The organism is Nocardioides albus (assembly GCF_014648255.1).
In the GTDB taxonomy this organism is placed as follows: domain Bacteria; phylum Actinomycetota; class Actinomycetes; order Propionibacteriales; family Nocardioidaceae; genus Nocardioides; species Nocardioides albus.
In genome coordinates this window covers 133,397-158,530 of record NZ_BMQT01000010.1, presented here as the reverse complement: position 1 = coordinate 158,530, position 25,134 = coordinate 133,397, and the positions used below count along the sequence as shown (strand labels likewise).

At 69.4% G+C, this 25,134-nt stretch carries 24 protein-coding genes; 20 read left to right on the top strand and 4 right to left on the bottom strand.

Features of this window, described 5'->3' with window-relative positions; translation table 11 throughout:
- Positions 1-12 precede the first annotated feature (12 nt).
- The 6 genes from IEY84_RS20940 (at position 13) to IEY84_RS20915 (ending at position 9,429) form a co-directional block, all read left to right on the top strand.
- Entirely contained in the window at positions 13-543 is a 531-nt protein-coding gene (locus IEY84_RS20940) for an ArsR/SmtB family transcription factor (RefSeq protein ID WP_183548432.1), read from the top strand.
- The gene (locus IEY84_RS20935) at positions 540-1,784 is read left to right on the top strand and encodes an MFS transporter (RefSeq protein ID WP_183548430.1); all 1,245 of its coding nucleotides are present in this window, start codon (positions 540-542) and stop codon (positions 1,782-1,784) included. The genes IEY84_RS20940 and IEY84_RS20935 overlap by 4 nt, the downstream gene beginning before the upstream one ends.
- Entirely contained in the window at positions 1,781-3,544 is a 1,764-nt protein-coding gene (locus IEY84_RS20930; protein WP_183548428.1) for a serine hydrolase domain-containing protein, read from the top strand. Before IEY84_RS20935 ends, IEY84_RS20930 begins: the two co-directional genes overlap by 4 nt.
- Before the next feature lie 160 nt (positions 3,545-3,704).
- Positions 3,705-4,394 carry a DnaE2-dependent mutagenesis accessory factor ImuA' gene (imuA', locus tag IEY84_RS20925; RefSeq protein ID WP_183548426.1) on the top strand — a complete coding sequence of 230 codons (690 nt, stop codon included), beginning with the start codon at positions 3,705-3,707 and terminating at the stop codon, positions 4,392-4,394.
- Complete coding sequence (locus tag IEY84_RS20920; protein WP_183548424.1) at positions 4,391-5,923, top strand: DNA polymerase Y family protein; 1,533 nt, start codon at positions 4,391-4,393, stop codon at positions 5,921-5,923. Before imuA' ends, IEY84_RS20920 begins: the two co-directional genes overlap by 4 nt.
- 14 nt (positions 5,924-5,937) lie before the next feature.
- Positions 5,938-9,429 carry an error-prone DNA polymerase gene (locus IEY84_RS20915; RefSeq protein ID WP_183548422.1) on the top strand — a complete coding sequence of 1,164 codons (3,492 nt, stop codon included), beginning with the start codon at positions 5,938-5,940 and terminating at the stop codon, positions 9,427-9,429.
- Between the two features lie 119 nt (positions 9,430-9,548).
- On the opposite strand, the gene IEY84_RS20910 is transcribed toward IEY84_RS20915, so the two are convergent.
- Positions 9,549-10,256 carry a GNAT family N-acetyltransferase gene (locus IEY84_RS20910; protein WP_183548420.1) on the bottom strand — a complete coding sequence of 236 codons (708 nt, stop codon included), beginning with the start codon at positions 10,254-10,256 and terminating at the stop codon, positions 9,549-9,551.
- A gap of 69 nt (positions 10,257-10,325) precedes the next feature.
- Between IEY84_RS20910 and hemW the strand changes: the two genes are divergently transcribed.
- Together hemW and IEY84_RS20900 are read left to right on the top strand one after the other, a co-directional pair.
- Positions 10,326-11,537: a radical SAM family heme chaperone HemW gene (gene hemW, locus IEY84_RS20905; protein ID WP_183548417.1), complete on the top strand. Its 1,212-nt coding sequence runs from the start codon at positions 10,326-10,328 to the stop codon at positions 11,535-11,537.
- Positions 11,538-11,626: 89 nt separating this feature from the next.
- Positions 11,627-11,821 carry a PspC domain-containing protein gene (locus IEY84_RS20900; RefSeq protein ID WP_183548415.1) on the top strand — a complete coding sequence of 65 codons (195 nt, stop codon included), beginning with the start codon at positions 11,627-11,629 and terminating at the stop codon, positions 11,819-11,821.
- Here the strand turns inward: IEY84_RS20900 and IEY84_RS20895 are convergent.
- Together IEY84_RS20895 and IEY84_RS20890 are read right to left on the bottom strand one after the other, a co-directional pair.
- Complete coding sequence (locus IEY84_RS20895; RefSeq protein ID WP_183548413.1) at positions 11,815-12,663, bottom strand: DUF3097 domain-containing protein; 849 nt, start codon at positions 12,661-12,663, stop codon at positions 11,815-11,817. The two genes, IEY84_RS20900 and IEY84_RS20895, sit on opposite strands and share 7 nt — an antisense overlap.
- Before the next feature lie 53 nt (positions 12,664-12,716).
- Entirely contained in the window at positions 12,717-12,989 is a 273-nt protein-coding gene (locus IEY84_RS20890) for a hypothetical protein (protein WP_183548411.1), read from the bottom strand.
- Between the two features lie 193 nt (positions 12,990-13,182).
- Here IEY84_RS20890 and hrcA point away from each other — a divergent pair, with 193 nt between their 5' ends.
- The 10 genes from hrcA (at position 13,183) to IEY84_RS20840 (ending at position 21,997) form a co-directional block, all read left to right on the top strand.
- Positions 13,183-14,217, top strand: a complete 1,035-nt coding sequence (hrcA, locus tag IEY84_RS20885; protein ID WP_183548409.1) for a heat-inducible transcriptional repressor HrcA — start codon at positions 13,183-13,185, stop codon at positions 14,215-14,217.
- Positions 14,218-14,251: 34 nt separating this feature from the next.
- On the top strand, positions 14,252-15,445 hold the full coding sequence (dnaJ, locus tag IEY84_RS20880; protein WP_183548407.1) for a molecular chaperone DnaJ: 1,194 nt from the start codon (positions 14,252-14,254) through the stop codon (positions 15,443-15,445).
- Between the two features lie 6 nt (positions 15,446-15,451).
- Entirely contained in the window at positions 15,452-16,195 is a 744-nt protein-coding gene (locus tag IEY84_RS20875; protein ID WP_183548405.1) for a 16S rRNA (uracil(1498)-N(3))-methyltransferase, read from the top strand.
- A gap of 201 nt (positions 16,196-16,396) precedes the next feature.
- Positions 16,397-16,987 carry a hypothetical protein gene (locus tag IEY84_RS20870; protein ID WP_183548404.1) on the top strand — a complete coding sequence of 197 codons (591 nt, stop codon included), beginning with the start codon at positions 16,397-16,399 and terminating at the stop codon, positions 16,985-16,987.
- Positions 16,988-17,087: 100 nt separating this feature from the next.
- Entirely contained in the window at positions 17,088-17,549 is a 462-nt protein-coding gene (locus tag IEY84_RS20865; RefSeq protein WP_183548402.1) for a Gmad2 immunoglobulin-like domain-containing protein, read from the top strand.
- A 15-nt stretch (positions 17,550-17,564) separates the two neighbouring features.
- A complete protein-coding gene (locus IEY84_RS20860; protein WP_183548400.1) occupies positions 17,565-18,617 on the top strand; it encodes a winged helix DNA-binding domain-containing protein in 1,053 nt (350 codons plus the stop codon).
- Positions 18,618-18,707: 90 nt separating this feature from the next.
- Entirely contained in the window at positions 18,708-19,754 is a 1,047-nt protein-coding gene (locus tag IEY84_RS20855; protein WP_183548398.1) for a PhoH family protein, read from the top strand.
- Positions 19,751-20,215 (top strand): rRNA maturation RNase YbeY, encoded by a 465-nt coding sequence (gene ybeY, locus IEY84_RS20850; protein ID WP_183548396.1) that lies wholly within the window; start codon positions 19,751-19,753, stop codon positions 20,213-20,215. Before IEY84_RS20855 ends, ybeY begins: the two co-directional genes overlap by 4 nt.
- Before the next feature lie 17 nt (positions 20,216-20,232).
- Positions 20,233-21,669 carry a hemolysin family protein gene (locus IEY84_RS20845; protein ID WP_183548394.1) on the top strand — a complete coding sequence of 479 codons (1,437 nt, stop codon included), beginning with the start codon at positions 20,233-20,235 and terminating at the stop codon, positions 21,667-21,669.
- Positions 21,662-21,997, top strand: coding sequence for a cytidine deaminase-like protein (locus IEY84_RS20840; protein WP_183548391.1), 336 nt, complete (start codon positions 21,662-21,664; stop codon positions 21,995-21,997). Before IEY84_RS20845 ends, IEY84_RS20840 begins: the two co-directional genes overlap by 8 nt.
- A 20-nt stretch (positions 21,998-22,017) precedes the next feature.
- On the opposite strand, the gene IEY84_RS20835 is transcribed toward IEY84_RS20840, so the two are convergent.
- Positions 22,018-22,290: a hypothetical protein gene (locus IEY84_RS20835; RefSeq protein ID WP_229788893.1), complete on the bottom strand. Its 273-nt coding sequence runs from the start codon at positions 22,288-22,290 to the stop codon at positions 22,018-22,020.
- A 147-nt stretch (positions 22,291-22,437) separates the two neighbouring features.
- Here IEY84_RS20835 and IEY84_RS20830 point away from each other — a divergent pair, with 147 nt between their 5' ends.
- A complete protein-coding gene (locus IEY84_RS20830; protein WP_183548387.1) occupies positions 22,438-23,799 on the top strand; it encodes an FAD-binding oxidoreductase in 1,362 nt (453 codons plus the stop codon).
- The gene (locus IEY84_RS20825) at positions 23,796-25,100 is read left to right on the top strand and encodes a class I SAM-dependent methyltransferase (protein WP_183548385.1); all 1,305 of its coding nucleotides are present in this window, start codon (positions 23,796-23,798) and stop codon (positions 25,098-25,100) included. Before IEY84_RS20830 ends, IEY84_RS20825 begins: the two co-directional genes overlap by 4 nt.
- Positions 25,101-25,134 lie beyond the last annotated feature (34 nt).

Here is a 25,134-nt window from a genome sequence, read left to right as displayed (position 1 = left end):
TTTGGGGGTTTGATGGACGAGGAGATCTCGCGGCTGCGGGCGGCCGGGCATCCGCTGCGGCTCCGCATGCTGTCACTGCTGACCAGCGCCGAGCTGTCGGCCGCGGAGGTGGCGCGTGAGCTCGATCTGACGCATGCCAACGCCTCTTACCATCTTCGGCTGCTCGAGAGCGCCGGGCTGCTCGAGGTCGCGGGGGAGGAGAGGATCCGGGGCGGGATCGCGAAGCGCTACCGGCACCCATGGACGTTCGAGCTGCAGGTGAAGGGTTCCGAGGTGAGCAAGGCCGACGACGAGGTCTTCGTGCGCGCCATGGCCGAAGAGATGGTGCGCCGTCGCCGGGAGCGTACGACTGGCCCGGCCGTGGTCTCCGACGCGGAGATGTGGGTCGATCCCGAGGTCTGGGAACGGGTCCGAGACCTCGTCCGGGACGCGTCCGACCTGCTTCACGACAACGCTCGCCCGCCGCGTACGGACGACACGATCCACGTCAGTCTGACGGCCGCCGCGTTCGTGATGGGTGACCCCGAGAGCGATCGGGAATGAGCATCAAGGAGAGCCTCTTCGTCCTCAAGGACCGCGACTTCGGCTGGTTCTTCGCGTCGCGGTTCGTGAACATCGCCGGCACCTCGATGTCGCACATCGCGCTGGCCTTCGCGGTGCTGGAGGTCACCGACTCGGCGTCCGCGCTGGGTGCGGTCGTGGCGGCGCACACGATCCCGATGGTCATCTTCCTGCTGGTCGGAGGCGTGATCGCCGACCGGTTCCCGCGGCGACTGGTGCTGCAGATCTCGAACCTGTCCTCGGCGCTCACCCAGGCAGTGGCTGCCGGGCTGATCATCACCGGCAACGCCGAGATCTGGATGCTGATCGTCCTCGAGGCGGTCAACGGCACCATGTCGGCGATGGCATACCCGGCGATGCAGGGGATGGTGCCGCAGTTGGTCGCGAGGAAGGACCTGCAGCCGGCCAACCTGCTGCTGTCGATGTCGCGAGGCGCGCTGACGATCCTGGGGCCATCGGTCGCGGCCGTCCTGGTCGTCGGGGTCGGCGCCGGCTGGGCGCTGGCGATCGACGCGCTGACCTGGCTCCTCGCTGCGATCTTCCTGCTGCCGGTGCGGATCCCGCGCCGCGCCAAGACCGGTCCGAAGACGTCGGCCCTCACCGACCTGGTCGAGGGGTGGACGTACGTCCGTTCCACCACCTGGCTGTGGGTCGTCGTGCTCGCCTTCATGGTGATCAACACGATGTGGGCCGGTGGGATGCAGGTGCTGGGTCCGGCGTACGCCAAGTCCTCCTCTCTGGGGGTCCAGGGCTGGGGCCTGGGCAGCTCGGCCCAGGCGATCGGCCTCCTGGTCATGACGTTCGTGCTGATGCGGATGACGCTTCGGTATCCGCTGCGTGCCGGGATGCTCGGCGTCACGCTGATGGGGCTTCCGTTCATCGTCCTCGGGCTGTGGCCGCAGACCGTGCCGTTCATCATCGTGATGGCCGTCGCCGGCGCCGGGATCGAGATCTTCAGCCTCGGCTGGAACCTGGCGATGATGGAGAACGTGCCCGAGGAGATGCAGTCGCGGGCGTGGTCCTACGACATGCTCGGGTCCTACATCGCGATGCCGGTCGGACAGCTGATGTACGGGCCGCTGGGGGCGCTTTTCGGGGCGCAGCCGGTGTTCCTGGCGAGCGGCGTGCTCTGCGTCTTGATCTGTCTTGCCACGGTTGCGGTGCCTTCGGTGGCTAGGCTGCAACGCGTCGAGCAACCTGCCACCGAAGGAACGCCTGTATGAGCCTGAACACCTCCGTCGTCGACGAGCTCTTCTCTCGACGCTTCGAGGAGAACCTGACTCCGGGGCTGGCCTATGGGGTCGTACGCGGCTCTGAGCTGCTCCACTCCGGTGCGTTCGGAGCGACGACCGAGGGTGGTCCGGCGCCGACGGCCGAGAGCGTCTTCCGGATCGCGTCGATGTCGAAGTCGTTCACGGCGGCCGCGGTGCTGCTGCTGCGCGACCGCGGGCTGGTCGACCTGGACGAGGCGATCGCGCAATACGTGCCCGAGCTCGTCGACCAGGCGCCCTACTCCGCCGACTCGCCCGCTGTGACGCTGCGGCTGCTGCTCTCGATGTCGGCCGGGCTGCCGACCGACGACCCATGGGGCGACCGGCAGGAGTCGTTGTCCTACGACGCCTTCGGGACGTTCCTCGACGGGGGCTTCTCGACCGGGCGGGAGCCGGGGGTCGGGTTCGAGTACTCCAACCTCGGCTATGCGCTGCTCGGGCGGGCGATCGAGAACGTCGTCGGTGGTTCCTCTCCCGAGGGGGCCAACCGGGACTTCGTCGAGCACGAGCTGCTGGCGCCGCTGGGGATGACCTCCTCGGCCTATTCGCCTGACGCGGTGCCGAACCGGGTGCCGGGACACGTCCCGCCGCTGCATCCGGCCTGGGCCGGCGACCGGCTCGAGGGTCCGCCGACGTGGGCTCCGACGGCGCCGGTGCCGTCCGGGTCGTTCGCGGCGATGGGTGGGCTGCACTCCTCGGTCGCCGACCTGGCGCGCTGGGTCGGTGGGTTCCTGGGCGCCTTCTCCTCGGCCGCCGACGGGCATCCGCTGTCGAAGGCGTCGCGGCGGGAGATGCAGCAGCTGCACCGGTTCGGCTCGGTGTCTGCCTCGCTGGGTTTCTCCGGCGGTGAGGTGGGAGTCGGAGCGGTCGCTGCTGGCTACGGCTACGGCCTGATGGTCGACCACGACAGCCGGCTCGGGCAGTTCGTCCACCACTCCGGCGGCTACCCCGGCTACGGCTCGCGGATGGTCTGGCACCCGGCGACGGGGCTGGGCGTGATCACGCTCTCGAACAGCACGTATGCCGGTGGTTACCCGACCGCGATGACTGCGTTGCGATCGCTGGTTTCGGACGCGCTCGCCGGTGGCGGTACGCATCGGTTCTCGGCGGCGGTCAAGGGCCTGCGGCCACGGCTCGACTCGGCGCTGGAGAGCGCGGTCGAGCGGCTGCGTACCTTCGACCCGGCGGGCGCCGAGGCCTTCGCGCTGCCGTCGCTGTTCGCCGACAACGTCGAGCTCGACGCGCCCGACGCCGCTCGTCGCGTCCAGATCACCCAGGCACGGGCGAAGGTCGGGCTGCCGCTCGGCGGCGCGCCCTACGGCTACTTCTCCCGGGGCATGGGCGTCGCGCTGGCCGTGGTGCCGGCCGAGAAGGGCCGCTACGACATCGAGGTCATGCTCTCGCCCGAGGCCGAGCCGCGCATCCAGACCCTGCGTATCAGCGCCGTCCCCGACGCCCACGAAGGCGTCTTGGCCGCTGGCCGCGCCGCCCTCGAGGAGGACTCCTCGGTCATCGCTGCGATGCGTGCCTTCGGCGAGCCCGAGCTGATCACCACGCCGCTGTCCGGTGACGGTTCGTCCAAGGCCGACTTCCTCGTGGTGGCCGGCGCGACGTACTGGAAGATCGCGGTGGCCAAGACGGTGGAGGTCACCGCCTTCCCCACCGTCGACCACCCCCGCCTCGCCTACCTCGCCTCCGCGCTCCGGGGTTGACCCCACCCTTGCCGAGGCGTCACTAGCGTCGGCCGAGGCGTCACGTACGTCGGCCGAGTTGGCAATGAGGTGCCCACTCGGCCGACGTGACTGACGCCTCGGCCAGCGGGAGTGACGTCTCAACCTTGCTCTGTTCGAACAAATGTTCGATACTCGTTGAGTGGGAGCAGTAGCGGGGATTGAGCGACACCAGAAGCTGGCTCAGATCGAGCAGCTTCGGTCGAAGGTGCGACGGCTGGAGCAGAAGCCGGGCATCGGCGCGGAGCTGCCTACGCACGAGGCGCTCGGTGGGGTGGTGCAGCTGCGGGCCGGCGGGACGTACGCGGCCGACTCGCTCTCGCTGGCGATGCTGCTGCTGGCCGGTCCGTCGGCGGCCGGGGAGTGGACCGCCGTCGTCGGGGTCGAGGACTTCGGCGCCGAGGCGGCGGCCGAGGCCGGGGTCGATCTGGAGCGGACCATCCTGGTGCCGCGCCCCAAGGACTCCTGGCTGGAGGCGACCGCGGCGCTGGTCGACGTGGTCACGCTGGTGCTGGTCCGGCCGACCGGTCGGGTGAACCCGGGCGTCGCCGAGAAGATCGGTGCCCGGCTGCGCACCCGCGGCGCCGCGCTGGTCGCGCTGGGGGAGTGGCCGAGAGCAGACGTACGGCTGCGGGCGACCGAGCCGCGCTGGGTCGGGCTGGGCAACGGCGACGGCCATCTCCGGGCGAGAAGGATGGTGGTCGAGGCGGTGCGCGGGGCGGCTCCGCCGCGGCGTACGGCGCTCTGGTTCCCCGCCGAGGACGGCGGCATGCGACGGGTTCTCGATCCGGTCACAAGCATTGCTGACCTGCGGAAACAGGAGTCGGCATGAAGGGGACGACGAGTCGTACGCTGGTGGTCTGGTGCGCCGACTGGCCGGTCGCCGCGGCGCTGGGTGACCAGGGGCTGCCGCGGCATCTGCCGGCGGCGGTCTTCGCGCAGAACCGGGTCCAGGCCTCCAACCAGGCGGCACGGGAGTTCGGGATCAAGCGTGGGATGCGGCGCCGCGACGCGCAGTCGCGCTGCCCCGAGGTGCAGGTGCTCGCCGCCGATGACGCTCGCGACGCGCGGGTGTTCGAGGAGGTGCTGGTGCGCCTGGAGGAGCTGCGTCCCGGTGTCATGCCGCTGCGTCCCGGCCTGGTCGCGCTGCGCTCGCCGGCACGGTTCTACGGCGGCGAGGCAGAGGCGGGCGCGGCGATCGCCGAGTGCGTCGTCGGGCTCGGGATCTGGGACGTACGAATCGGCATCGCCGACGAGCTCTTCACCGCCGAGCAGGCTGCGCGCAGCGCCGGGCTGCAGGAGACGTACGCGGTGCCGGCGGGAGGCTCCGCCGGGTTCCTGCGTGCGCTGCCGGTCCACGTCCTCGAGGACGCGGACGCGGTCAGCCTGCTGCAGCGACTCGGCCTGACCACCCTCGGCGGCCTCGCCGACCTGCCCGGCGCCGACGTCAAGGCGCGCTTCGGTGCCCAGGCCGCGTGGGTCCGCCGGGTGATCCACGGCGAGGGAGCGCGGCCGGTGAGCGGGCGTACCCCACCTCCCGAGCTCGCCACCGAGGCGGCCTTCGAGCCGCCGCTCGACTCCGCCGAGGCGGTCTGCTTCTCGGCCCGGCAGGCGGCCGAGGGGTTCGTGAAGGGCCTGGCGACGCGGCAGGAGGTCTGCACCGAGGTGCGGATCGAGGTCGCCATGGAGGATGTCCCGGACTCGGTACGCACCTGGGCGCATCCGCGGTGGTTCTCCTCCGTCGATCTCATCGACCGGCTGCACTGGCAGCTGGCCGGGGTCGCGCGCAGGGGCGGGGGAGCGGTGACCGAGGTCCGGTTCGTCCCCGAGGTCGCGGTCTCCGAAGCGGTCCACGCCGACGGTCTCTGGGGCGGCACGAACGAGCGCGTCGATCGCGGCATCGCCCGGGTCCAGGGTCTGCTCGGCCACGAGGCCGTCGTCGCCCCGATGCTTCAGGGCGGCCGGACGCCACGCGACCGGCAGGCGTACGTCCCCTGGGGCGACCGCCCCAGCACCCTCCGCGACCGCGCGCTGCCCTGGCCGGGCTCGATCCCGCCGCCGGCGCCTGCCCGGGTCCTGGCCGAGCCGTGGCCGGCGGAGGTCTGCGACCAGGCCGGGCGGCAGGTCCTGGTGCTCCCACGTGGCGGCGTCTCCGCCGACCCCGCCCGCTACCGGCCCGCGGCCGGCCAACCCTGGCAACGGATCGCCTCCTGGGCCGGTCCGTGGCCGGTCACCGAGGCGTGGTGGGAGCCCGACGGCGGTCGGCGGGTGGCCCGCTTCCAGCTCGTCGGGGTCGACGGCCGCGCCTGGCTGGCCACCTTCGACACCGACCACTGGCTCACCGAAGCCAGCTATGACTGACGGGGCTTCGACCGATGGGCTGGAACAACCCCGAGATCCCGTGGAAAGAGCTGGAGCGGCGGTTGTCCGGCCGCCCGCCGAAGGACCCCTATGGTGACGCGCCGATCTCCCGGCGCAAGAAGCGGCTGACCGAGGAGGAGGTCCGTGGGCCGGAAGGCCCGGTGGTGCCGTACGCCGAGCTCCACGCCCACTCCGACTTCTCCTTCCTCGACGGAGCGAGCTCGCCCTCGGCGCTGGTCGCCGAGGCGATCCGGCAGGGGCTGCACGGGATCGCGATCACCGACCACGACGGGTTCTACGGGGCTCCTGCCCTAGCGGAGGCGGCGCAGAAGCTGACGGAGCCGGGACGGTTGCGGACCATCTACGGCGCCGAGCTGTCCCTGGGCCTGACCAAGCCGCAGAACGGGGTCGCCGACCCGGAGGGCAGCCATCTGCTGGTGCTCGCCAGGAACGTCGAGGGTTACCGGCAGCTGGCAGGGGCGATCACCGAGGCGCAGCTGCGTGGCGATGAGAAGGGGCGGCCGGCCTACGACCTCGATGAGCTCGCCGACCGGGCTCGCGCCGGCAACTGGCTGATCCTGACCGGCTGCCGCAAGGGCGAAGTCCGCCAGGCGCTCGCCGGCACCGGCCCGATCGCCGCGGCCAGGGGGCTGCAAGAGCTCGTCGATCGCTTCGGGAGGGAGAACGTCGTCGTCGAGCTGACGGACCGCGGTCATCCGACCGACTCCTATGACAACGACCTGCTCGCCGGGATCGCCCGCGAGGCCGGTCTGCCCATGGTCGCCACCAACAACGTCCACTACGCCACCCCCGACCGGCACCGGGTGGCCGACGCGCTCGCGGCGGTCCGCGCGCGGCGCACCCTGAGCGACATCGCCGGCTGGCTCCCGGCCGGGCCGGCGGCGTACGTCAGGTCGGGGGAGGAGATGGACCAGCTCTTCCGGCGCTACCCGGGCGCGGTGGCACGCAGCGTCGAGATCGCCGACGAGTGCGCCTTCGACCTGCGCAAGGCAACCCCGAAGCTGCCCAAGCGCGGGATCCCCGAGGGCGAGCCGGCCGCGAGCCGGCTGCGTTTCCTGACCGAGCGTGGTTTCGCGGAGCGCTATGCGAAGGCGAATGCCGCCGACCCGGAGTTCGTCGAGAAGGCCCGCGAGCGCGTGGAGCACGAGCTCGACGTCATCGAGCGCAAGGACTTCCCGGGTTACTTCGTGATCGTGCACGACATCGTCGAGTTCGCGCGGAAGGAGAAAATCCTCTGCCAAGGGCGAGGGTCGGCGGCCGCATCCGCGGTCTGCTACGCGCTCGGGATCACCGCGATCGACCCGGTCTTCTACAAGCTGCCGTTCGAGCGGTTCATCTCCGAGCACCGGGAGGAGGAGCCGGACATCGACGTCGACTTCGACTCCGACAAGCGCGAGACGGTGATCCAGTGGGTCTACGACACCTACGGCCGCCGCAACGCCGCACAGGTCGCGAACATCGTCGGCTACCGGCCGAAGATGGCGGTCCGGGACGCAGCCAAGGCGCTCGGCCACAGCCCAGGCCAGCAGGACGCCTGGTCCAAGCACCTCGGCTACTCGCGCGTCGAGGCCCCCGACGACGTCGGCATCCCCGCGCCGGTCCTGGCGCTGGCCGAGGAGATCCACGGGACCCCGCGCCATCTCGGCATCCACTCCGGCGGCATGGTGCTCACCGAGGAGCCGATCGGCGAGGTCGTACCCATCGAGCGCGCCCGCATGGAGAAGCGCACCGTGATCCAGTGGGACAAGGACGCCGCCGAATACATGGGGCTGGTGAAGTTCGACCTGCTCGGGCTGGGGATGCTGGCGGCGCTCGACCACATGATGCACTTGGCGCTCGAGCATCTGGGGGAGGAGTGGACCCTGGCGACCATCCCCAAGGAGGAGCCGGCGGTCTACGACATGCTCTGCCGGGCCGACTCGATCGGGGTCTTCCAGGTCGAGTCGCGCGCCCAGATCGGCACCCTGCCGCGCCTGCAGCCGCGGTGTTTCTACGACCTGGCCATCGAGATCGCGCTGATCCGGCCGGGGCCGGTGCAGGGCGGAGCGGTCCATCCCTACGTACGTCGGGCCACCGGGCGCGAGGAGGCCAGCTATGCCCACGAGCTGCTGATCCCGGTGCTGGAGCGGACGCGCGGGGTGCCGCTGTTCCAGGAGCAGCTCATGGAGATGGGCCGGGTGCTAGGCGACTTCTCGCACGACGACGCCGACCTGCTGCGCCGCGCGATGGGCTCCAAGCGCGGCGTCGAGCGCATCGACTCGCTCAAGGAGAAGCTCTACCGGGGCATGCGCGCCAAGGGCATGGCCGCGGAGACCGCCCAGGCGGTCTACACCCAGATCCTCTCCTTCGCGAACTTCGGCTTCGCCGAGTCCCATGCGCTGAGCTTCGCCAAGCTCGTCTACGCCTCGTCGTGGTTCAAGCTCCACTACCCGGCCGCGTTCCTGGCCGGTCTGCTCCGCGCCCAGCCGATGGGCTTCTACTCCCCGCAGTCGCTGACCCAGGACGCCCGCCGCCACGGAGTGGAGGTACGCCGCCCCGACCTCCTCCTCTCCGGGGCCGCTGCCGACCTGGAGCCCCTGACCGCCGAGTCGGCGCAAATGTCCCAAGAATCCCCGCCGAGTCGGCGCGAATGTCTCGCTGAGGATGGTCGATTCGGCGCAAATGTCCCGGTGACAGGTCAGGACAGCTGTCTGCACGATGGGTCCCAGACCGACTGGGTGCCGGGCACTCCCGATCCCACCCCGGAGCACCGGCGTGACGGCAACATCGCGGTGCGGCTGGGTCTGGACTCCGTACGCGGCATCGGAAAGGACGTCGCCGAGCGGATCGTGAAGGCCCGGACCGAGGCACCGTTCAAGGACTCCCTGGATCTGTCGAGACGCGCCGGTCTGGAGCGGGCCCAGCTCGAGGCGCTGGCCACCGCGGGATGTTTGCAGGTGTTCACATCGAGCCGGCGTCAGGCGCTGTGGCAGGCCGGCTGGACCGAGAGCGAGAACCAGCTCGAAGGGGTCCGGTTCACCGCCGAGACACCCGAGCTGCCCGACCTCGACCCGGTCGAGGAGACCCTCGCCGACCTGTGGGCGACCGGCGTGACCCCCGGCAGCCACCCCTTCGCCCACCTCCGGCCCGGGCTGACCGCGGCCGGGCTCCCGAAGATCGGCGACCTCCCCACGTACGACTCCGGGCGCCGCATCACCGTCGCCGGCCTGGTCACCCACCGCCAGCGCCCGGGCACCGCGGGCGGAGTCACCTTCATCAACCTCGAGGACGAGACCGGCATGCTCAACGTCGTCTGCTCTGCCGGCTTGTGGAAGAAGCACCGAAAGATCGCCGTCTCCGCCTCTGTCATGCTCATCCGCGGCATCCTCGAGCGCAACGACGGGGTGACCAACCTGGTAGCCGACCGCCTCGCCCCGCTCGAGGAGATCCACCCCGAGGCCGCCCGAGCCATCGCCTCCCGCCACCGCTCCCGCGACTTCCGCTAGCAACAGCCGAAGCGTCACTCCCGTCGTCCGAAGCGTCACTCCCGTCGGCCGACACGGCAGCTGGTGACGTCTCGGCCGACCTACGTGACGCCTCGACCGACCTACGTGACGCCTCGGCGCTAGGCGGGAGCGCGGAACATCTCGAAGGTCGTGCGCCGGCGCTGCTCGAAGCCGAGCCCGAGATAGACCGAGATCGCGCTGGTGTTGGTGACCGAGGCGTGCATCAACGCGCGACAGCCGCGGGAGTGGATGTCGGCGGTGACGGCGCGGACGAGGCGACCGGCGAGACCGCGGCCGCGGGCCTCGGGGGCGGTGCAGACGGCGCTGATCTCGACCCACCCGTCCGGGTGCATCCGCTGGCCGGCCATCGCGACGAGCCGGCCCTCGTGGCGCAGCCCCAGATACGTACCCATCGTGTAGGTCGACTTCTCGAACGGCCCGGGCTCGGTGCGCGCGACGAGGTCGAGCATCTCGGGTACGTCGGTGGCCCCGAGCACGACCGCCTCGGGATCAGGCGCTGCGGCGACCCGCGGCGTCTCGACGAGCTGGACCCCTTCGCCACCCCCGAGGACCGACCACCCGTCCCCGCAGACACCGGCGGCCCCGGTGATCAGCGCGGTGCCGCCGGGTCCGACCGCCGCCGCGAGATCGCGCCACGCCTGCGGTGAGCTCGGGTCGGCGACTGCGGCGAAGGGCGAGACGTCGGGCCGATAGCGCCGAGCGAGCCCCGAACCCTCGGAGAGCGAGGCATGGGCGCCGGTCAATGAGGACCACACCGGGTTGTCGAGGACATCGTCGAGAAGAAGATCGGGCTGCGAGACGGACACCCCCAGATTTTCCCACCACCGCACCAGGCACGGTTAACCCTTTTCGACAGGTGGCTCGATAATGGACCCGTGCCTTCCGCTCTGCCTCCCGGCGACCCCGCCCCCGCCGACGGGTCGCTGCCGGCCGACTCCCTGAGCACGCTGGGGGAGAAGGGACTGGGCTTCTACGTCCACGTCCCGTTCTGCACGGTCCGGTGCGGCTACTGCGACTTCAACACCTACACGGCGATCGAGCTCGGCGAAGGCGTGAGCCGGCAGACGTACGCCGACCAGGCAATCGAGGAGGTCCGGCTGGCCCGCCGGGTGCTGGCCGGCAGCGACAAGCAGGTGGACACCGTCTTCTTCGGCGGTGGCACCCCGACCCTCCTTCCGGCGAGCGACCTGACCGGCATGCTCAAAGCGATCAAAGACGAGTTCGGCCTCGCCGGTGACGTCGAGGTGACGACCGAGGCCAACCCCGACTCCGTCGACCTCGGCTACCTCCGAGAGCTGCGCGAGGGCGGCTTCACCCGGCTCAGCTTCGGCATGCAGTCAGCGGTCCCGCACGTACTCGAGACCCTCGACCGCACCCACGACCCCGAGCGGGTCCCGCTGGTCGTGGAGTGGGCCCGCGAGGCCGGCTTCGAGCAGGTCTCCCTCGACCTCATCTACGGCACCCCCGGCGAGTCGATCGACGACTGGCGCACCAGCCTCGACTCCGCGCTGGCCAGCAACCCCGACCACATCTCGGCCTACTCCCTCATCGTCGAGGACGGCACGGCCCTGGCCCGGCGGGTCCGAAGAGGCGAGATCGAGATGCCCGACGAGGACGACCTCGCCGACAAGTACGAGCTGGCCGACAACACCCTTCAGAATCACGGCCTGACCTGGTACGAGGTCTCCAACTGGGCGACCGACGAGACTCAGCGCTGCCGCCACAACATGCTCTACTGGCAGGGCGGCGACTGGTGGGGCGTCGGCCCCGGTGCCCACAGCCACGTCGGCGGCACCCGGTGGTGGAACGTCAAGCACCCCAAGGCGTACGCAGATCGCATCACCAGCGGACAGAGCCCGGCCCACGCCCGCGAGATCCTGGCGGAGGAGGACCGACGCGTCGAGCGCGTCCTCCTCGAGCTCCGCCTCGCCGACGGGCTGTCCACCCACACCCTCGATGACGAGGGACGTGCCGCCCTGCCCGATCAGGTACGCCGCGGCCTGGTCACCGTCGCCGACGACACGATCGTCCTCACCGACACCGGCCGGCTCCTCGCGGACGCGGTGGTCCGAGACCTTCTTCCCTGAGAAGCCCTGAGTCCGGGACCTTGGTCCTGACCGAAGGATCAGGGGAGATCCTGATTGGTAAAGAGCGCCCGACAGGGGAGAGTGGAGCTATGGCAACCACAACTCTTTCCCGTCCCACCAACGACAAATGGATCGCCGGCGTGTGCGGCGGTCTCGGCCAACGGTTCGGCATCAACTCGAACCTGATCCGGCTGGCCTTCGTCCTCTCCTGCCTGCTGCCCGGACCGCAGGTGGTCGTCTACCTCGTGCTGTGGATCATCATGCCGAAGAAGTCGTCCTACTGATCCGTCGTCACGAAGTCGATCAGCTCCTCGACCCGGCCGAGCAGGGCGGGTTCGAGGTCGCCGAAGGTGTTCACGCGTCCCAGGATGTGTTTCCACGCCCGGGCGATGTCGGCCTGGTCGCGGTGGGGCCAGCCCATGTGCTGGCAGATGCCCTTCTTCCACTCGATCGAGCGCGGCACGCTCGGCCAGGCCTCGATCCCGAGCCGGGCCGGCTTGACCGCCTGCCACACGTCGATGAACGGGTGGCCGACGATCAGCACGTGCTGGCCGACCGCGGAGCGCCGGATCGACTCCGCGATCCGGGCCTCCTTCGAACCTTTGACCAGGTGGTCCACCAGGACCCCGACTCGCCGCTGCGGCCCGGGCTTGAACGAGACCAGGTGGTCGGCGAGGTCGTCGACGCCGCCGAGATATTCGACGACGACGCCCTCGATCCGTAGGTCGTCGCCCCAGATCTTCTCGACCAGCTCGGCGTCGTGACGTCCCTCGACGAAGATCCGCGACTCACGCGCGACCCGAGCCTTGACATCCGAGACGGCCACCGAGCCGGAGGCGGTGCGGGTGGGCTTCGCCGGAGCCGCACGGGTCACCGGGGGAGTGAGGATGACCGGCTTGCCCTCGAGCCAGAAGCCCGGGCCCAACGGGAACGTACGCCGCTTGCCGTGCCGGTCCTCCAGCGTCAGCGTGTGCAGGTCGCGGTCGATCCGGACGATCTCGCCGACGAAGTCGGTCTCGACCTCCTCCACCACCGCGCCCAGCTCTGCGGGGGTCTCGACGGCGCGCCCGTGCTTGGGCTTGCGCCAGTCACCGGACAGGACGTCGGAGCCGTAGCGATCGCTCATCCGGGCGAGGTTAGTGACCTATGCCCTCAGGGGCACGCAGCCACGCCGATCGGTCAGCAGCGCGACCCGGCCAGCACCCGCCCGAGCTGCACGAGCACGTCGTCAGCGGTGGCCGCGGCCTCCGGGAACCGGAACGTCGCGTGGTGGCCGCCGTCGAGGGTGATCCAGGAGACCTCGACGCTCTCGGCGGTGAGGTGGGAGAGGCGTACGCCCACGATGTGTCGAGGCCGGAGTCCGAGTCGCGCCGAGAGCGTGTGGCACAGGTCGACCTGGTGCTCGTCGTTGGCGTGGGCCGTGATGCGGGTCAGCACCTCGTTGGCGATCATGGACCCTCCAGTGGGGCGGAAGCGATGAAGCGGATCTCTAAGGTCAGCCTAACCTAAGGCTGTCTCGATGACGAGAGACGTGTCTCGTTCCACAGAGCGAGCAACCACCGCGAACTGGTTCCCTGCCGATGAACCGGTAGGATTGGCACTCGCACGGAATGAGTGCCAGGCAGCCAGGGCGAGAGGAGCGCAGATGCAGAACGAACGCAGGCTCTCCGTCCTTCGAGCGATCGTCGAGGACTACGTGAAGACCGAGGAGCCCGTCGGCTCCAAGGCGCTCGTGGAGCGTCACGGTCTCGGCGTCTCCCCGGCGACGGTACGCAACGACATGGCCGCGCTGGAGGAGGAGGGTTACATCACCGCCCCCCACACCAGCGCCGGCCGGGTGCCCACCGACAAGGGCTACCGGCTCTTCGTCGACCGACTGACCACGGTCAAGCCGATGACGGCGGCCGAGAAGCGGGCGATCGCCGGCTTCCTCGACGGCGCCGTCGACCTCGACGACGTCGTCACTCGCTCGACCCGGCTGCTCTCCCAGCTGACCCGCCAGGTCGCGGTGGTGCAGTACCCGACCCTGAGCCGTTCGACCGTACGCCACGTCGAGCTGGTCGCGCTGGCCCCGACCCGGCTCCTCCTCGTGCTCATCCTCAGCACCGGCCGCGTCGAGCAGCGCCTGCTCGAGGTGGCCGAGGAGGTCTCCGAGGAGACCCTGGCGACCCTGCGTACACAGATCAACACCGCGGTCGACGGCGTCGTCATCGCCGAGGCCGGCGAGGCGCTGCGCACCATCGCGAACCGGGCGGACCAGCCGGTCGACGCCCCGCACGACGGGCTCGCCGCCGCGGTCGCGGAGGCGCTGATCGAGGCGATGAACGACCACCGCTCCGACGAGCGGATCTCCATCGGCGGCACCAGCAACCTGGCCCGCTTCGGCGACAGCTTCGACACCGCGGTGCGCCCGCTCCTGGAAGCCCTCGAGGAGCACGTCGTGCTGCTCAAGCTGATGGGCGAGGCGACCGCGGGCGGACTGGTCACGGTGCGGATCGGTGCCGAGGGCCCCTACCAGGAGCTGGCGCAGACCAGCGTGGTCGCGACCGGCTACGGGCCTGGTGACGAGGCGCTGGCCACGCTCGGCGTGGTCGGCCCGACCCGGATGGACTACCCCGGATCCATGGCGGCGGTGCGCGCGGTGGCGCGTTACCTCTCCCGGATCCTCGACGAGGCATAGCAGCAGACGATTCAAGGAAGATCAGCGAACTTCGATGGCAGGAAGACAGACGTTGGACCCCTATGAGCTCCTCGGCGTCGACAAGGACGCCGACGACGCAACGATCAAGAAGGCGTACCGGAAGCTGGCGCGCCAGTACCACCCTGACGTCAACCCCGACGCGGAGTCGCAGGAGAAGTTCAAGGAGATCTCCCACGCCTACGAGGTCCTGAGCGACCCGCAGAAGCGGGCTGCGTACGACCGCGGCGGCGACCCGTTCGCGGGCGGTTTCGGTGCGCAGGGTGCGGGCTTCTCGTTCACCGACATCATGGACGCGTTCTTCGGCGGGGCCGGAGCCGGTGGTGCCGGTGCCGGGCGCGGCCCCCGTCCGCGCGTACGCCGCGGGCAGGACGCCCTCATCCGCCTCGACATCGACCTGGCCGAGGCGGCCTTCGGCGTCACTCGCGACCTCAAGGTCGACACCGCGGTCGTGTGCGACACCTGTGGCGGTGAGGGCGCTGCGGAAGGCTCTCACCCGGTCCCGTGCGAGACCTGCCACGGTCAGGGCGAGGTCGCGGTCGTGCAGCGCTCCTTCCTGGGCGAGATCCGTACGCTGCGCCCGTGCTCGGCCTGCAACGGCTTCGGCACCGTCATCCCCGACCCGTGCCGCGACTGCAGCGGCGAGGGCCGGGTGCGCTCCCACCGCACCCTGACCGTCAAGATCCCGCCGGGCGTCGACGACGGCACCCGGGTGCAGCTCGCCGAGCAGGGCGAGGTCGGTCCCGGCGGTGGCCCCGCAGGCGACCTCTACGTCGAGATCCACGTCGCCAAGCACGCCACCTTCACCCGGCGCGGCAACGACCTGCACTGCACCGCGAAGGTTCCGATGACCGCCGCCGCGCTCGGCACCACGCTCAACCTGCCGACGCTGGAGGCCGACCTCGTCGGCGAGGTCGCCGACCAGATGGACCCCGACGACGTCTCGATCCAGATCGACCTCAAGCCCGGCACCCAGTCCGGCACCGACCACGTCCTGCGTGGCCGCGGCGTACCCGGTCTGCGCGGCGGTCGCGGCGACCTGATCGTGACCGTCAACGTGGAGACCCCCACCAAGCTCGACCTCGAGCAGGAGGCGCTGCTGCGTCAGCTCGCCGAGATGCGCGGTGAGGAGTCCGTCCAGGGCCAGCTCAAGGCGTCCCACAAGGGCGGCGTCTTCTCCTGGTTCAAGGACACCCTCAACGGGCACTGATCCACGATGACTCTTCCCGTTCACCTCGTCGAGTCGCTCGTCGGAGCCCGCGTCGGCGACCTCGTCGAGGTGGGCGGTGACGAGGGTCATCACGCCGTCGTCGTACGCCGCCTCCGCGTCGGCGAGGAGGTCGTGCTCACCGACGGCGCTGGCGAGGGCGTCACCGGCACGATCACGGCGACGACCAAGAAGTCGATGACCGTACGCGTCGACGAGGTCGTCCTCGGCGACGCACCGCCCGAGCCCGCGCTGACGGTGGTCCAGGCCCTTCCCAAGGGCGACCGCGGCGAGCTCGCCGTCGAGATGCTCACCGAGATCGGCGCGGCTCGTATCGTCCCGTGGGCGGCGACCCGCTCGGTCGCGGTCTGGAAGGGCGAGCGTGCGGTCAAGTCGCTCGCCCGCTGGCGTGCCACCGCCCGCGAGGCGGCCAAGCAGTCGCGCCGCCTGTGGCATCCCGAGGTCGAGCCGATGGCCACCACCGACACCGTCGTGGCCATGATCGAGGCGGCCGACGTCGCCGTCGTACTCCACGAGGAGGGGACCCTCCCGCTCGGCGCCGTCCCCGTCGTCGACGAAGGCATCATCCTCATCGTGGTCGGTCCCGAAGGCGGCCTGACCGAGGACGAGATCACCCTCTTCGAGAAGGCCGGCGCCACCACCATCCGCCTCGGCGACGAGGTCCTCCGCACCTCGACAGCGGGAGTAGCCGCCGCAGCAGCCCTCCTGGCGAGAACCCACCGCTGGGCCTAACCCCTCGCCGAGACGTCAGTTCTTGACGCCGACACGTCAGTTTCTGAGGCCGAAACGTCAGTTTCTGAAGCCGAAACGTCAGTTTCTGAAGACGCCTCTCCAGAAACTGACGTGTCGCGCTCGATAATCGACCTCTCGGCGGTCGGATAATCTGACGCGGGGCGCCCGGCAGGGTGCGTACGTGCTCTCGGGAGGATCATCGTGGGTGACACATCCGTCGCGCAGTCGCGACCGACGCTTGTGCCGGGGATAGCGGCAGGACTGGTTCTCGTCGGCGGGATCTGGATACTCCAAGCCATGGCGAGCGCGGGCGCTGTTCAGGACATGCTCGAACGCGACGGCGTGCCGAGCTTCGGGCAGAACCTGTTCGGCTTCGGCCTCGGTTTCTTCGGTCCCGATCTGCGCGCGTTGACGTTGCATCCGTCGTACGCAGTGGGGGCGATCACGGCCACGGTTGCGATGTTCGCAGTGGTCACCGGGGTGGTGTGGCTCGGCGGGCGTTACGTGATCCCGAGCGGAGGTCTCGCGATCTTCGTGATCGCCTGGTTCGCCAGCTGTCTGGCCTGCGCCACCGGAATCGCCGTGAACGTGGTGGTACGTAGCGCGCTGAGCCCGAGTCCGAGGTTGGACTACGCCTTCGACCTGCTGGGCGCAGCGCCACGAGTCGGAGGTGAGTGGGGGATGACTTACGGGTGGATCCCGGCAGGGGTTGCGCTGCTCGTGTGGATCCTGGGCTCGCCCCGGCCGTCCCGGAACGTGCTGACGTCGCCGCCGGCGCCCGTCGGCGACTAGTCCTGTCGAAGGGTTGGCACCCGACGGCATCGAGCGCCCAACTCACCCCGTCGCGGCGTGTGCTGCAGATCCCTCCGGTCCTGCGCGCGACGATGGAAGCATGAGGAGAACAGGGACGCGCCAGGCGGGATGGATGATTGCTGTGGCGTTCTGCGGTGTGCTTGCCACAGGCTGCGGAAGCGAAGACGCGAGCGCCGAGGATCCGGCCACGTCCGGCGAGCCGTCGGCAGAAGCGAGTGCCCCGCCACGTACGTCCGAGCTGATCGTCCTGACGACGCCCACCGAAGGCGCGACGGTCAAGGGCAGCTTCGAGGCCTCGGGCAAGGCCAACTCGCCGGAGGCGAACGTGCCGTGGGAGATCCGTGACTCCTCTGGGGAGACGGTCCTCGAAGGAGCCGTGACCGCCGAGGGCTGGATGGACAAGCTCTACCCGTGGAAGACGAAGGTCGACGTCTCCGACCTCGAGCCCGGGACGTACGTCTTCATCGCCCGCACCGACGACACCTCCGACGGCGAGGGGAAGCCTGCGGAGGAGGTCGGCGTGAGGATCACCGTCGAGTAGGACATCATCGCTACCGTGATCCTCACCGAACGGCAGCTCAACCGGACTCTGCTGCTACGTCAGCATCTGCTGTCCCGGACGACTCTCACCCCGGCCGAGATGATCGAGCATCTGGTCGGCCTCCAGGCGCAGGACCAGCTGCCGCCGTTCATCGCGCTGGCCGCCCGGCTGGAGTCGTGCGACCCCTATGCGGTCAGCGCCCAGCTCGAGTCGAGCGCACTCGTTCGGCTCTCCTCGCTGCGCTCGACGATCCACATGCACACCGCCGCCGATGCGGCGCTGATCCGGGCCTGGACCCAGCCGGTCCACGACTTCTACACCCAGCGGGTCGAGATCATCCGCCCGGCAGCGCAGCTGGCCGGTTTCGTGGAGGCGCTCGAGGACGTACTCGCTCTCGGTGCGCTGCCCAACGCAGCCCTGGAGGCGGGGCTGGTGGAGCACTTTCCTGGTGTGCCGGCCAAGGCGTTGGGCCTGCGGGCGCGCAACGAGCTGCCGCTGGTCCAGCTGCCCCCGCGGGGCTTGTGGAAGGGCTCCGGCGGGCTCGTCTACGACCTGCTGCCGCGCTGGACAGGTGTGCCGCCGGTCATCGCCGACGACGTCGTCCCGGACCTGGCCCCCGAGATCGTACGCCGCTATCTGCTCGCCTACGGACCGGCGAGCGCCGCTGACATCACCACCTGGTCCTCGCTGACCCGGCTCGGTCCGGTGATCAAACGGATCGAGGGCCTGGTGACCTACCGTGACGAGGCGGGCAAGATCCTCTACGACGTCCCGGACGCACCGCTGGCCAGCGGCGAGGAGCACGCTCCGGTGCGGCTGCTCGGGGTATACGACAATCTCTGGCTCTCTCACGCCAACCGCGAGCGGATCACCCCCAAGGGAGGCCGCAAGGAGTGGGGCATCGCACGTAGCGCCTCGGTCATCATCGCGGGCGGCCATCTCGTCGGCCTCTGGAAGCCGATCGACGGCAAGGTCGAGGTCGTCAAGCTGCTCCGCGACCTCACGCCCGACGAGCGCGACGAGCTCGCCGAGGAGACCTCCCGCGTCGAATCGCTGCTCGCGAGCTGACCCGAAACTATCCAGTAGGAACGGGGCCGAGCGCCCGCGTACCATGGACGCATCAGCCTCGTGACGAGAAAGGGCCCGCTCCGGGCATCCATGACCGATCGACACCCAAGTCCGCTTCCGACCGACGCCTCCGAGCAGAGGGTCAACGCGACCACCACCACCAAGCACACCGTGGTCGTTCCGAACAGCGTCGACATGGTGACCGTGCTGGGCCCTGCCGACGAGCACCTCGGGATCATCGAGTCCCACTTCGATGCCGATGTGCACGTACGCGGCGACCGGATCACTCTCCACGGCGCTCCCAGCGAGATCGCGATGATCGAGCGAGTCCTGGAGGAGCTGGTCCAGATCATCCGCACCGGTCAGGGCGTCAGCGGCGAGACCGTCGAGCGCGTGATCGGGATGCTCCGGGCCGACACCACCGAGAAGCCGGCCGACGTGCTGAGCCTCAACATCCTGTCCAACCGTGGCCGGAGCATCCGTCCGAAGACGCTCAACCAGAAGCGCTACGTCGACGCGATCGACAAGCACACGATCACCTTCGGCATCGGCCCGGCCGGCACCGGCAAGACCTACCTGGCGGTCGCCAAGGCGGTCCAGGCGCTGCAGTCCAAGCAGGTCAACCGGATCATCCTGAGCCGGCCCGCGGTCGAGGCGGGGGAGAAGCTCGGCTTCCTGCCCGGCACCCTGACCGAGAAGATCGACCCCTACCTGCGCCCGCTCTACGACGCGCTGCACGACATGATGGACCCGGAGATGATCCCCAAGCTGATGGCTTCGGGGACGATCGAGGTCGCCCCGCTCGCTTTCCTGCGTGGGCGAAGCCTCAACGACTCCTTCATCATCCTCGACGAGGCGCAGAACACCACGCCCGAGCAGATGAAGATGTTCCTCACCCGCCTCGGGTTCGGCTCCAAGATCGTGGTCACCGGCGACGTCACCCAGACCGACCTGCCCAACGGCCAGAAGTCCGGGCTCCGGGTCGTGGAGGGCATCCTCGACGACGTCAAGGACATCAGCTTCAACAACCTGACCAGCCACGACGTCGTACGCCACCGGCTGGTCGCCAAGATCGTCGCCGCCTACGAGGAGCACGACGTGCAGAGCCAGGGAAGGGTGTCTGGAGACAACCGATGAGTACGGAGATCATCAACGAGTCCGAGCAGGAGGTCGACGTCGAGCACGTCGCCAAGCTCGCTCGTTTCCTGCTCGAGCAGCTGCGCGTGCACCCGCAGGCCGACCTCCGGATCAAGTTCGGCGACGAGGCCACGATCACCGAGCTCAACGAGCGCTACTTCGACACCGAGGGCCCGACCGACGTGCTGTCGTTCCCCGGTGACGAACTCCTCCCCGGCCGCCTCGATGAGGAGCCGGAGGAGGGCGACCTGGGCGACATCATCATCGCCCCGACGATCGCGGCCAAGCAGGGCGAGGCAGCCGGTCACGGCACCGTGGCGGAGATCGAGCTGCTGACCACCCACGGCATCCTCCACCTGCTCGGCTACGACCACGTGGACCCCGACGAGCACGCCGAGATGTTCGCCCTGCAGGCCAAGCTGCTCAAGGCCTGGGGTTCCTCGGCCACCGCACCCGACTAGGAGCATTCTCACCACCCATGGACGATGCGAGGCTGCTGATCGCAGCCGCAGTTCTGGTCCTGATCGCCGGCATCTTCTCCGCCGCCGACGCAGCGCTCAGCGCCTTCTCCCGCGCCCGGGCCGCGGAGCTGGTCTCCGAGGGCCGTGCCGGAGCCAAGCGGCTGGTGGCGGTGGTCGGCGACCCCGCCCGCTACGGCAACACCGTGCTGCTGCTCAGGATGCTGTGCGAGATCGGCGCGACGGTGTTGGTCGCGCTGTGGGCGTACGACCTCTATCAGGGGCGCTGGTGGCCGACGGTGCTCACCACGACCGGGACGATGACGGTCGTCTCCTTCGTCGTCATCGGCGTCGGGCCGCGCACCCTGGGGCGTCAGCACCACGAGGGCATCGCCCTCGCGGTGGCAGGCCCGATCGGCGCGATCACCGCCATCCTCGGCCCGATCCCGAGCCTGCTGATCATGCTCGGTAACGCGCTCACCCCCGGCAAGGGTTTCCGCAAGGGCCCGTTCTCGACCGAGACCGAGCTGCGCGAGCTGGTCGACATCGCCGAGGCCAGCGACCTGATCGAGGCCGACGAGCGCCGGATGATCCACTCGGTCTTCGAGCTCGGCGACACCCGCGCCCGCGAGGTGATGGTGCCGCGCGGTGACATCGTCTTCCTGGAGCGCCGCAAGACGCTGCGCCAGGCGCTGTCGCTCTTCCTGCGCTCCGGCTACTCCCGGATGCCGGTGATCGACGACAGCCTCGACGACATCGTCGGGATGGTCTATCTCAAGGACGTCGTCGCCCGGGACTTCGAGGCGCCCGAGGTCGAGACCACCCAGCGGGTCGAGTCGCTGATGCGCGAGCCGACCTGGGTCCCCGACTCCAAGCCGGTCGACGAGCTGCTCGCCGAGATGCAGCAGCACCGCCAGCACATCGCGGTCGTCGTCGACGAGTACGGCGGCACCGCCGGCCTGATCACCATCGAGGACATCCTCGAGGAGATCGTCGGCGAGATCACCGACGAGTACGACGTCGAGGACCGCGAGCCCCTCCACCTCGGCGACGGGTCCTGGCGGGTGCCCGCTCGCTTCCTGGTCAGCGACATCGAGGAGCTCATCGGCGTCCCGGTCGAGGAGGACGACGTCGACTCCGTACGCGGCCTCATGGCCAAGCATCTCGGCCTGGTGCCGATCCCTGGGACCGAGGTCGAGGCCCACGGGCTCAGCTTCGTCGCCGAGGAGGCTGCCGGCCGAAGGAACAAGATCGGGACCGTACGCATCAGCGCCGCCGCGCCGGCCGAGACCGAGGCCGACGAGCCCGAGCAGAGCGAGAAGTCGGATCGGAAGAAGACCGACCGGACCAAGACCGACCGCACCAAGACCGACCGCACCAAGGCCGATCGGGCCAAGCCCGATCGGAGCAAGAGCGACCGAACGAAGACGGACAGGACGAAAGAGGCCCATGCCTGAGCAGAGTGAGCTGTTGGCCGAAGACCGCAAGCTGGTGACCCTGGCCCGCGCGACGCGCGCCCGCACCGGCGCGGCAGAGGGAGCAGCCGTACGCGACCTCGACGGTCGCACCTACGCAGCAGCCACCGTGGATCTGCCCTCGCTCCAGGTCTCCGCGATCGGCGTGTGCGTGGCGATGGCGGTGGCATCCGGCTCCAAGGGACTCGAGGCCGTCGTCGTGCTCGGCGAGGCGCGAGAAGCCGCCGCGAACGACCTCGCGGCCATCAAGGAGTTCGCGGGCGAGGACGTCCCGGTCCTTGTCGGGGATCCGCGCGGCAACCTGCGCTGAGCCCGGGCTGAGCCCTCTGCTCAGCGAGCGGCCCGGTGGCCGCCGGTGCTGCCCGCCGCGCCGGTCTCGGCGACGAGCGGGAGCGTACCGAGCTCGATCGTGACGTGGATCCCGTCCTCGTCACGGTAGGCGGTCAGGCCGTTCATCGTGGCCATGTCGACGCCCTTCTCGCGCATGTGCACGACGATCTGGTCGATCGCCAGCGCGAGCCGGGCCTGGGACACGGACTTGTTGCGCCACTTGACCTGGTTCTCGGTGAAGTAGGGGGTTGCCTTCTCGGCGAGCGTTGCCACAGCGTCACGATGGGCAGCACTGGACATTGGACCCTCCAGGGTGCACGAGATGGGGGAGCTCGACGGGTGCAGTCGGCGCTTGCGACTGTAAGCGAACTAACCAAAAAATCGAAACCGAAGATCCATCGCGAGCGTAAAGTGGATCAAGTGACGGGTGAGACTGGCTGGGAACGACACAACGAGGCCGTCGAGCGGCTGACCGACTCTTTCGCGAAGATCCCTGACGGTGCTCCCGTCAGGCTGGCCAAGCGCACCACCAACCTCTTCCGGGCCCGGGCCGCGACCAGCGCTCCGGGTCTCGACGTCTCCGGCCTCGGCGGCGTGATCGAGGTCGACGCTGCGGCGGGCACCGCCGACGTACAGGGGATGTGCACCTACGAGGACCTCGTCGACGCCACCTTGGCGTACGGGATGATCCCCTACGTGGTCCCGCAGCTGCGGACGATCACGCTCGGGGGTGCGGTGACCGGCATGGGCATCGAGGCCACCTCGTTCCGCAACGGCCTGCCGCACGAGTCGGTCCTCGAGATGGACATCTTCACCGGCGCCGGCGAGATCGTCACGACGAAGCCCGGGGAGGACCTGTTCGACACCTTCCCCAACTCCTACGGCTCGCTCGGCTACGCCACCAGGATCAAGATCAAGCTGGAGAAGGTGCCGGGATACGTCGCACTCCGACACGTACGCTTCGACGACCTCGGTCTGCTGACGAAGACGATCGCGCAGATCACCGAGACCAGGACGTACGAAGGTGTCCAGGTCGACGGGCTCGACGGGGTCGCGTTCGAGCCGGCGGAGTACTACCTCACGCTCGCGACCTGGACCGAGAAGGCCACACGGACCCCCAGCGACTACGGCGGCCAGCAGATCTACTACCGCTCCATCCAGGAGCGTCAGACTGATGTGCTGACGACCTACGACTACCTGTGGCGCTGGGACACCGACTGGTTCTGGTGCTCGGGCGCCTTCGGCGCCCAGAACAAGTACGTACGCCGCCTCTGGCCGCGGCGGCTGCGGCGCTCGGACGTCTACATGAAGCTGATCGGCCTGGACCGCAGGTTCGGCATCGCCGACAAGCTGGACGCGCGTGCGGGCCGGCTGCTGCGGGAGCGGGTGATCCAGGACATCGAGGTCCCGGTCGAGAACCTGCCCGCCTTCCTGGAGTGGTTCGACGCCGAGATCGGGATGCGGCCGGTCTGGCTCTGTCCGCTGGTCTCACACGGCGCATGGCCCACCTACCCGCTCGAAGCGGGCAAGACCTACGTCAACGTCGGCTTCTGGGGCACCGTCCACGTCGGCCCCAGCGCGGTGAACGCTCCGAAGAACCGCGCGATCGAGGACCAGGTCCACGAGCTCGGTGGACATAAATCGCTCTACTCCGAGGCGTTCTACGACAAGGATGTCTTCGACGCTCTCTATGACGGGGACAACCTCGCTGCCGTGAAGGCGAGGTATGACCCTGGCAATCGGTTGACCGATCTGTACAGCAAGGCGGTGAAGAGACTGTGAACCATATTGCAGAGACCATCAACGAACTCTTCGACGGTGGGCTGCCGATCAAGCTCACCGCGTACGACGGCAGTGTCGCCGGCAACAAGGACTCTCCCTTCGCGATGGAGATCCTCAACCCGCGCGGGCTCGCGTTCCTGCTGACCGCGCCGGGCGATCTGGGCCTGGCCCGTGCCTACGTCAGCGGTGACATGGCACTCAACGGCATCCACCCGGGCGACCCCTACCCGCTCTTGGACCTCGTCCTGGACAAGACCGACTTCAAGCGGCCGAGCCCGCGCGAGACCGTCGAGCTGGTCAGAGCCCTCGGGGTGACGAACTTCGTCCCGCCCAAGCCTCCGCCGCAGGAGCACCTGCCCGCGTGGCGGCAGCGGGCCGAGAACGTCCGCAACATCTCCGGCCGCGCGCTCAGCGCGCTGCCGTGGACGCGGCACTCGCCCGAGCGTGACGCCGACGCGATCCACCACCACTACGACGTCTCCAACACCTTCTACGAGTACGTCCTCGGTCCGTCGATGACCTACACCTGTGCGCTCTACCCGACCGAGGAGTCCACCCTCGAAGAGGCACAGGCGGCCAAGTACGACCTGATCTGCCGCAAGCTCGGCCTCGAGCCCGGGATGCGGCTGCTCGACATCGGCTGCGGCTGGGGCGGGATGGTGCGCCACGCCGCCCAGCACTACGGCGTGAAGGCGCTCGGCGTGACCCTGTCGCGTGAGCAGGCCAACTGGGCCCAGCGGGCGATCAAGGCCGACGGTCTCGACGATGTCGCTGAGGTGCGCTACTCCGACTACCGCGACGTGGTCGAGGGGGACTTCGACGCGGTCAGCTCGATCGGGCTCACCGAGCACATCGGCGTGGCCAACTATCCGGCGTACTTCGGGAAGATCTCGAGCAAGCTGCGCGATGGTGGGCGGTTGCTCAACCACTGCATCACCCGTCCCGACAACATCTCGAAGGCGAACGCGGGGGCGTTCATCGACCGCTATGTCTTCCCCGACGGCGAGCTGATCGGCTCCGGCACGATCGTCTCCGCGATCGAGAACACCGGCCTCGAGGTGCAGCACCACGAGAACATCCGGGTCCACTACGCCAAGACGCTCGCGGCCTGGAACGACAACCTCCGCGACAACTGGGACGCCTGCGTCAACGAGGTCGGCCTCGGCACGGCCAAGGTCTGGGGCATCTACATGGCCGGTTCCCGGATCGGCTTCGAGCGCAACAACATCCAGCTCCACCACGTGCTCGCCACCAAGACCGTCGACGGGCTCTCCGGCTACCCGCTGCGGCACACCTTCTGAGTAGCTGAGTGGGCGAAAGTGGCAGTTCGGACCG

Excerpts from the sequence above, each read along its gene's own strand:
- hrcA (WP_183548409.1), top strand. The coding sequence starts at position 13,183 with ATGCAGAACGAACGCAGGCTCTCCGTCCTTCGAGCGATCGTCGAGGAC.
- IEY84_RS20845 (WP_183548394.1), top strand. The coding sequence starts at position 20,233 with ATGGACGATGCGAGGCTGCTGATCGCAGCCGCAGTTCTGGTCCTGATC.
- IEY84_RS20855 (WP_183548398.1), top strand. The coding sequence starts at position 18,708 with ATGACCGATCGACACCCAAGTCCGCTTCCGACCGACGCCTCCGAGCAG.
- dnaJ (WP_183548407.1), top strand. The coding sequence starts at position 14,252 with ATGGCAGGAAGACAGACGTTGGACCCCTATGAGCTCCTCGGCGTCGAC.
- IEY84_RS20895 (WP_183548413.1), bottom strand. The coding sequence starts at position 12,663 with ATGAGCGATCGCTACGGCTCCGACGTCCTGTCCGGTGACTGGCGCAAG.
- IEY84_RS20900 (WP_183548415.1), top strand. The coding sequence starts at position 11,627 with ATGGCAACCACAACTCTTTCCCGTCCCACCAACGACAAATGGATCGCC.
- IEY84_RS20875 (WP_183548405.1), top strand. The coding sequence starts at position 15,452 with ATGACTCTTCCCGTTCACCTCGTCGAGTCGCTCGTCGGAGCCCGCGTC.
- ybeY (WP_183548396.1), top strand. The coding sequence starts at position 19,751 with ATGAGTACGGAGATCATCAACGAGTCCGAGCAGGAGGTCGACGTCGAG.
- IEY84_RS20930 (WP_183548428.1), top strand. The coding sequence starts at position 1,781 with ATGAGCCTGAACACCTCCGTCGTCGACGAGCTCTTCTCTCGACGCTTC.
- IEY84_RS20920 (WP_183548424.1), top strand. The coding sequence starts at position 4,391 with ATGAAGGGGACGACGAGTCGTACGCTGGTGGTCTGGTGCGCCGACTGG.
- IEY84_RS20890 (WP_183548411.1), bottom strand. The coding sequence starts at position 12,989 with ATGATCGCCAACGAGGTGCTGACCCGCATCACGGCCCACGCCAACGAC.
- IEY84_RS20915 (WP_183548422.1), top strand. The coding sequence starts at position 5,938 with ATGGGCTGGAACAACCCCGAGATCCCGTGGAAAGAGCTGGAGCGGCGG.
- IEY84_RS20940 (WP_183548432.1), top strand. The coding sequence starts at position 13 with ATGGACGAGGAGATCTCGCGGCTGCGGGCGGCCGGGCATCCGCTGCGG.
- IEY84_RS20840 (WP_183548391.1), top strand. The coding sequence starts at position 21,662 with ATGCCTGAGCAGAGTGAGCTGTTGGCCGAAGACCGCAAGCTGGTGACC.
- IEY84_RS20865 (WP_183548402.1), top strand. The coding sequence starts at position 17,088 with ATGAGGAGAACAGGGACGCGCCAGGCGGGATGGATGATTGCTGTGGCG.
- IEY84_RS20935 (WP_183548430.1), top strand. The coding sequence starts at position 540 with ATGAGCATCAAGGAGAGCCTCTTCGTCCTCAAGGACCGCGACTTCGGC.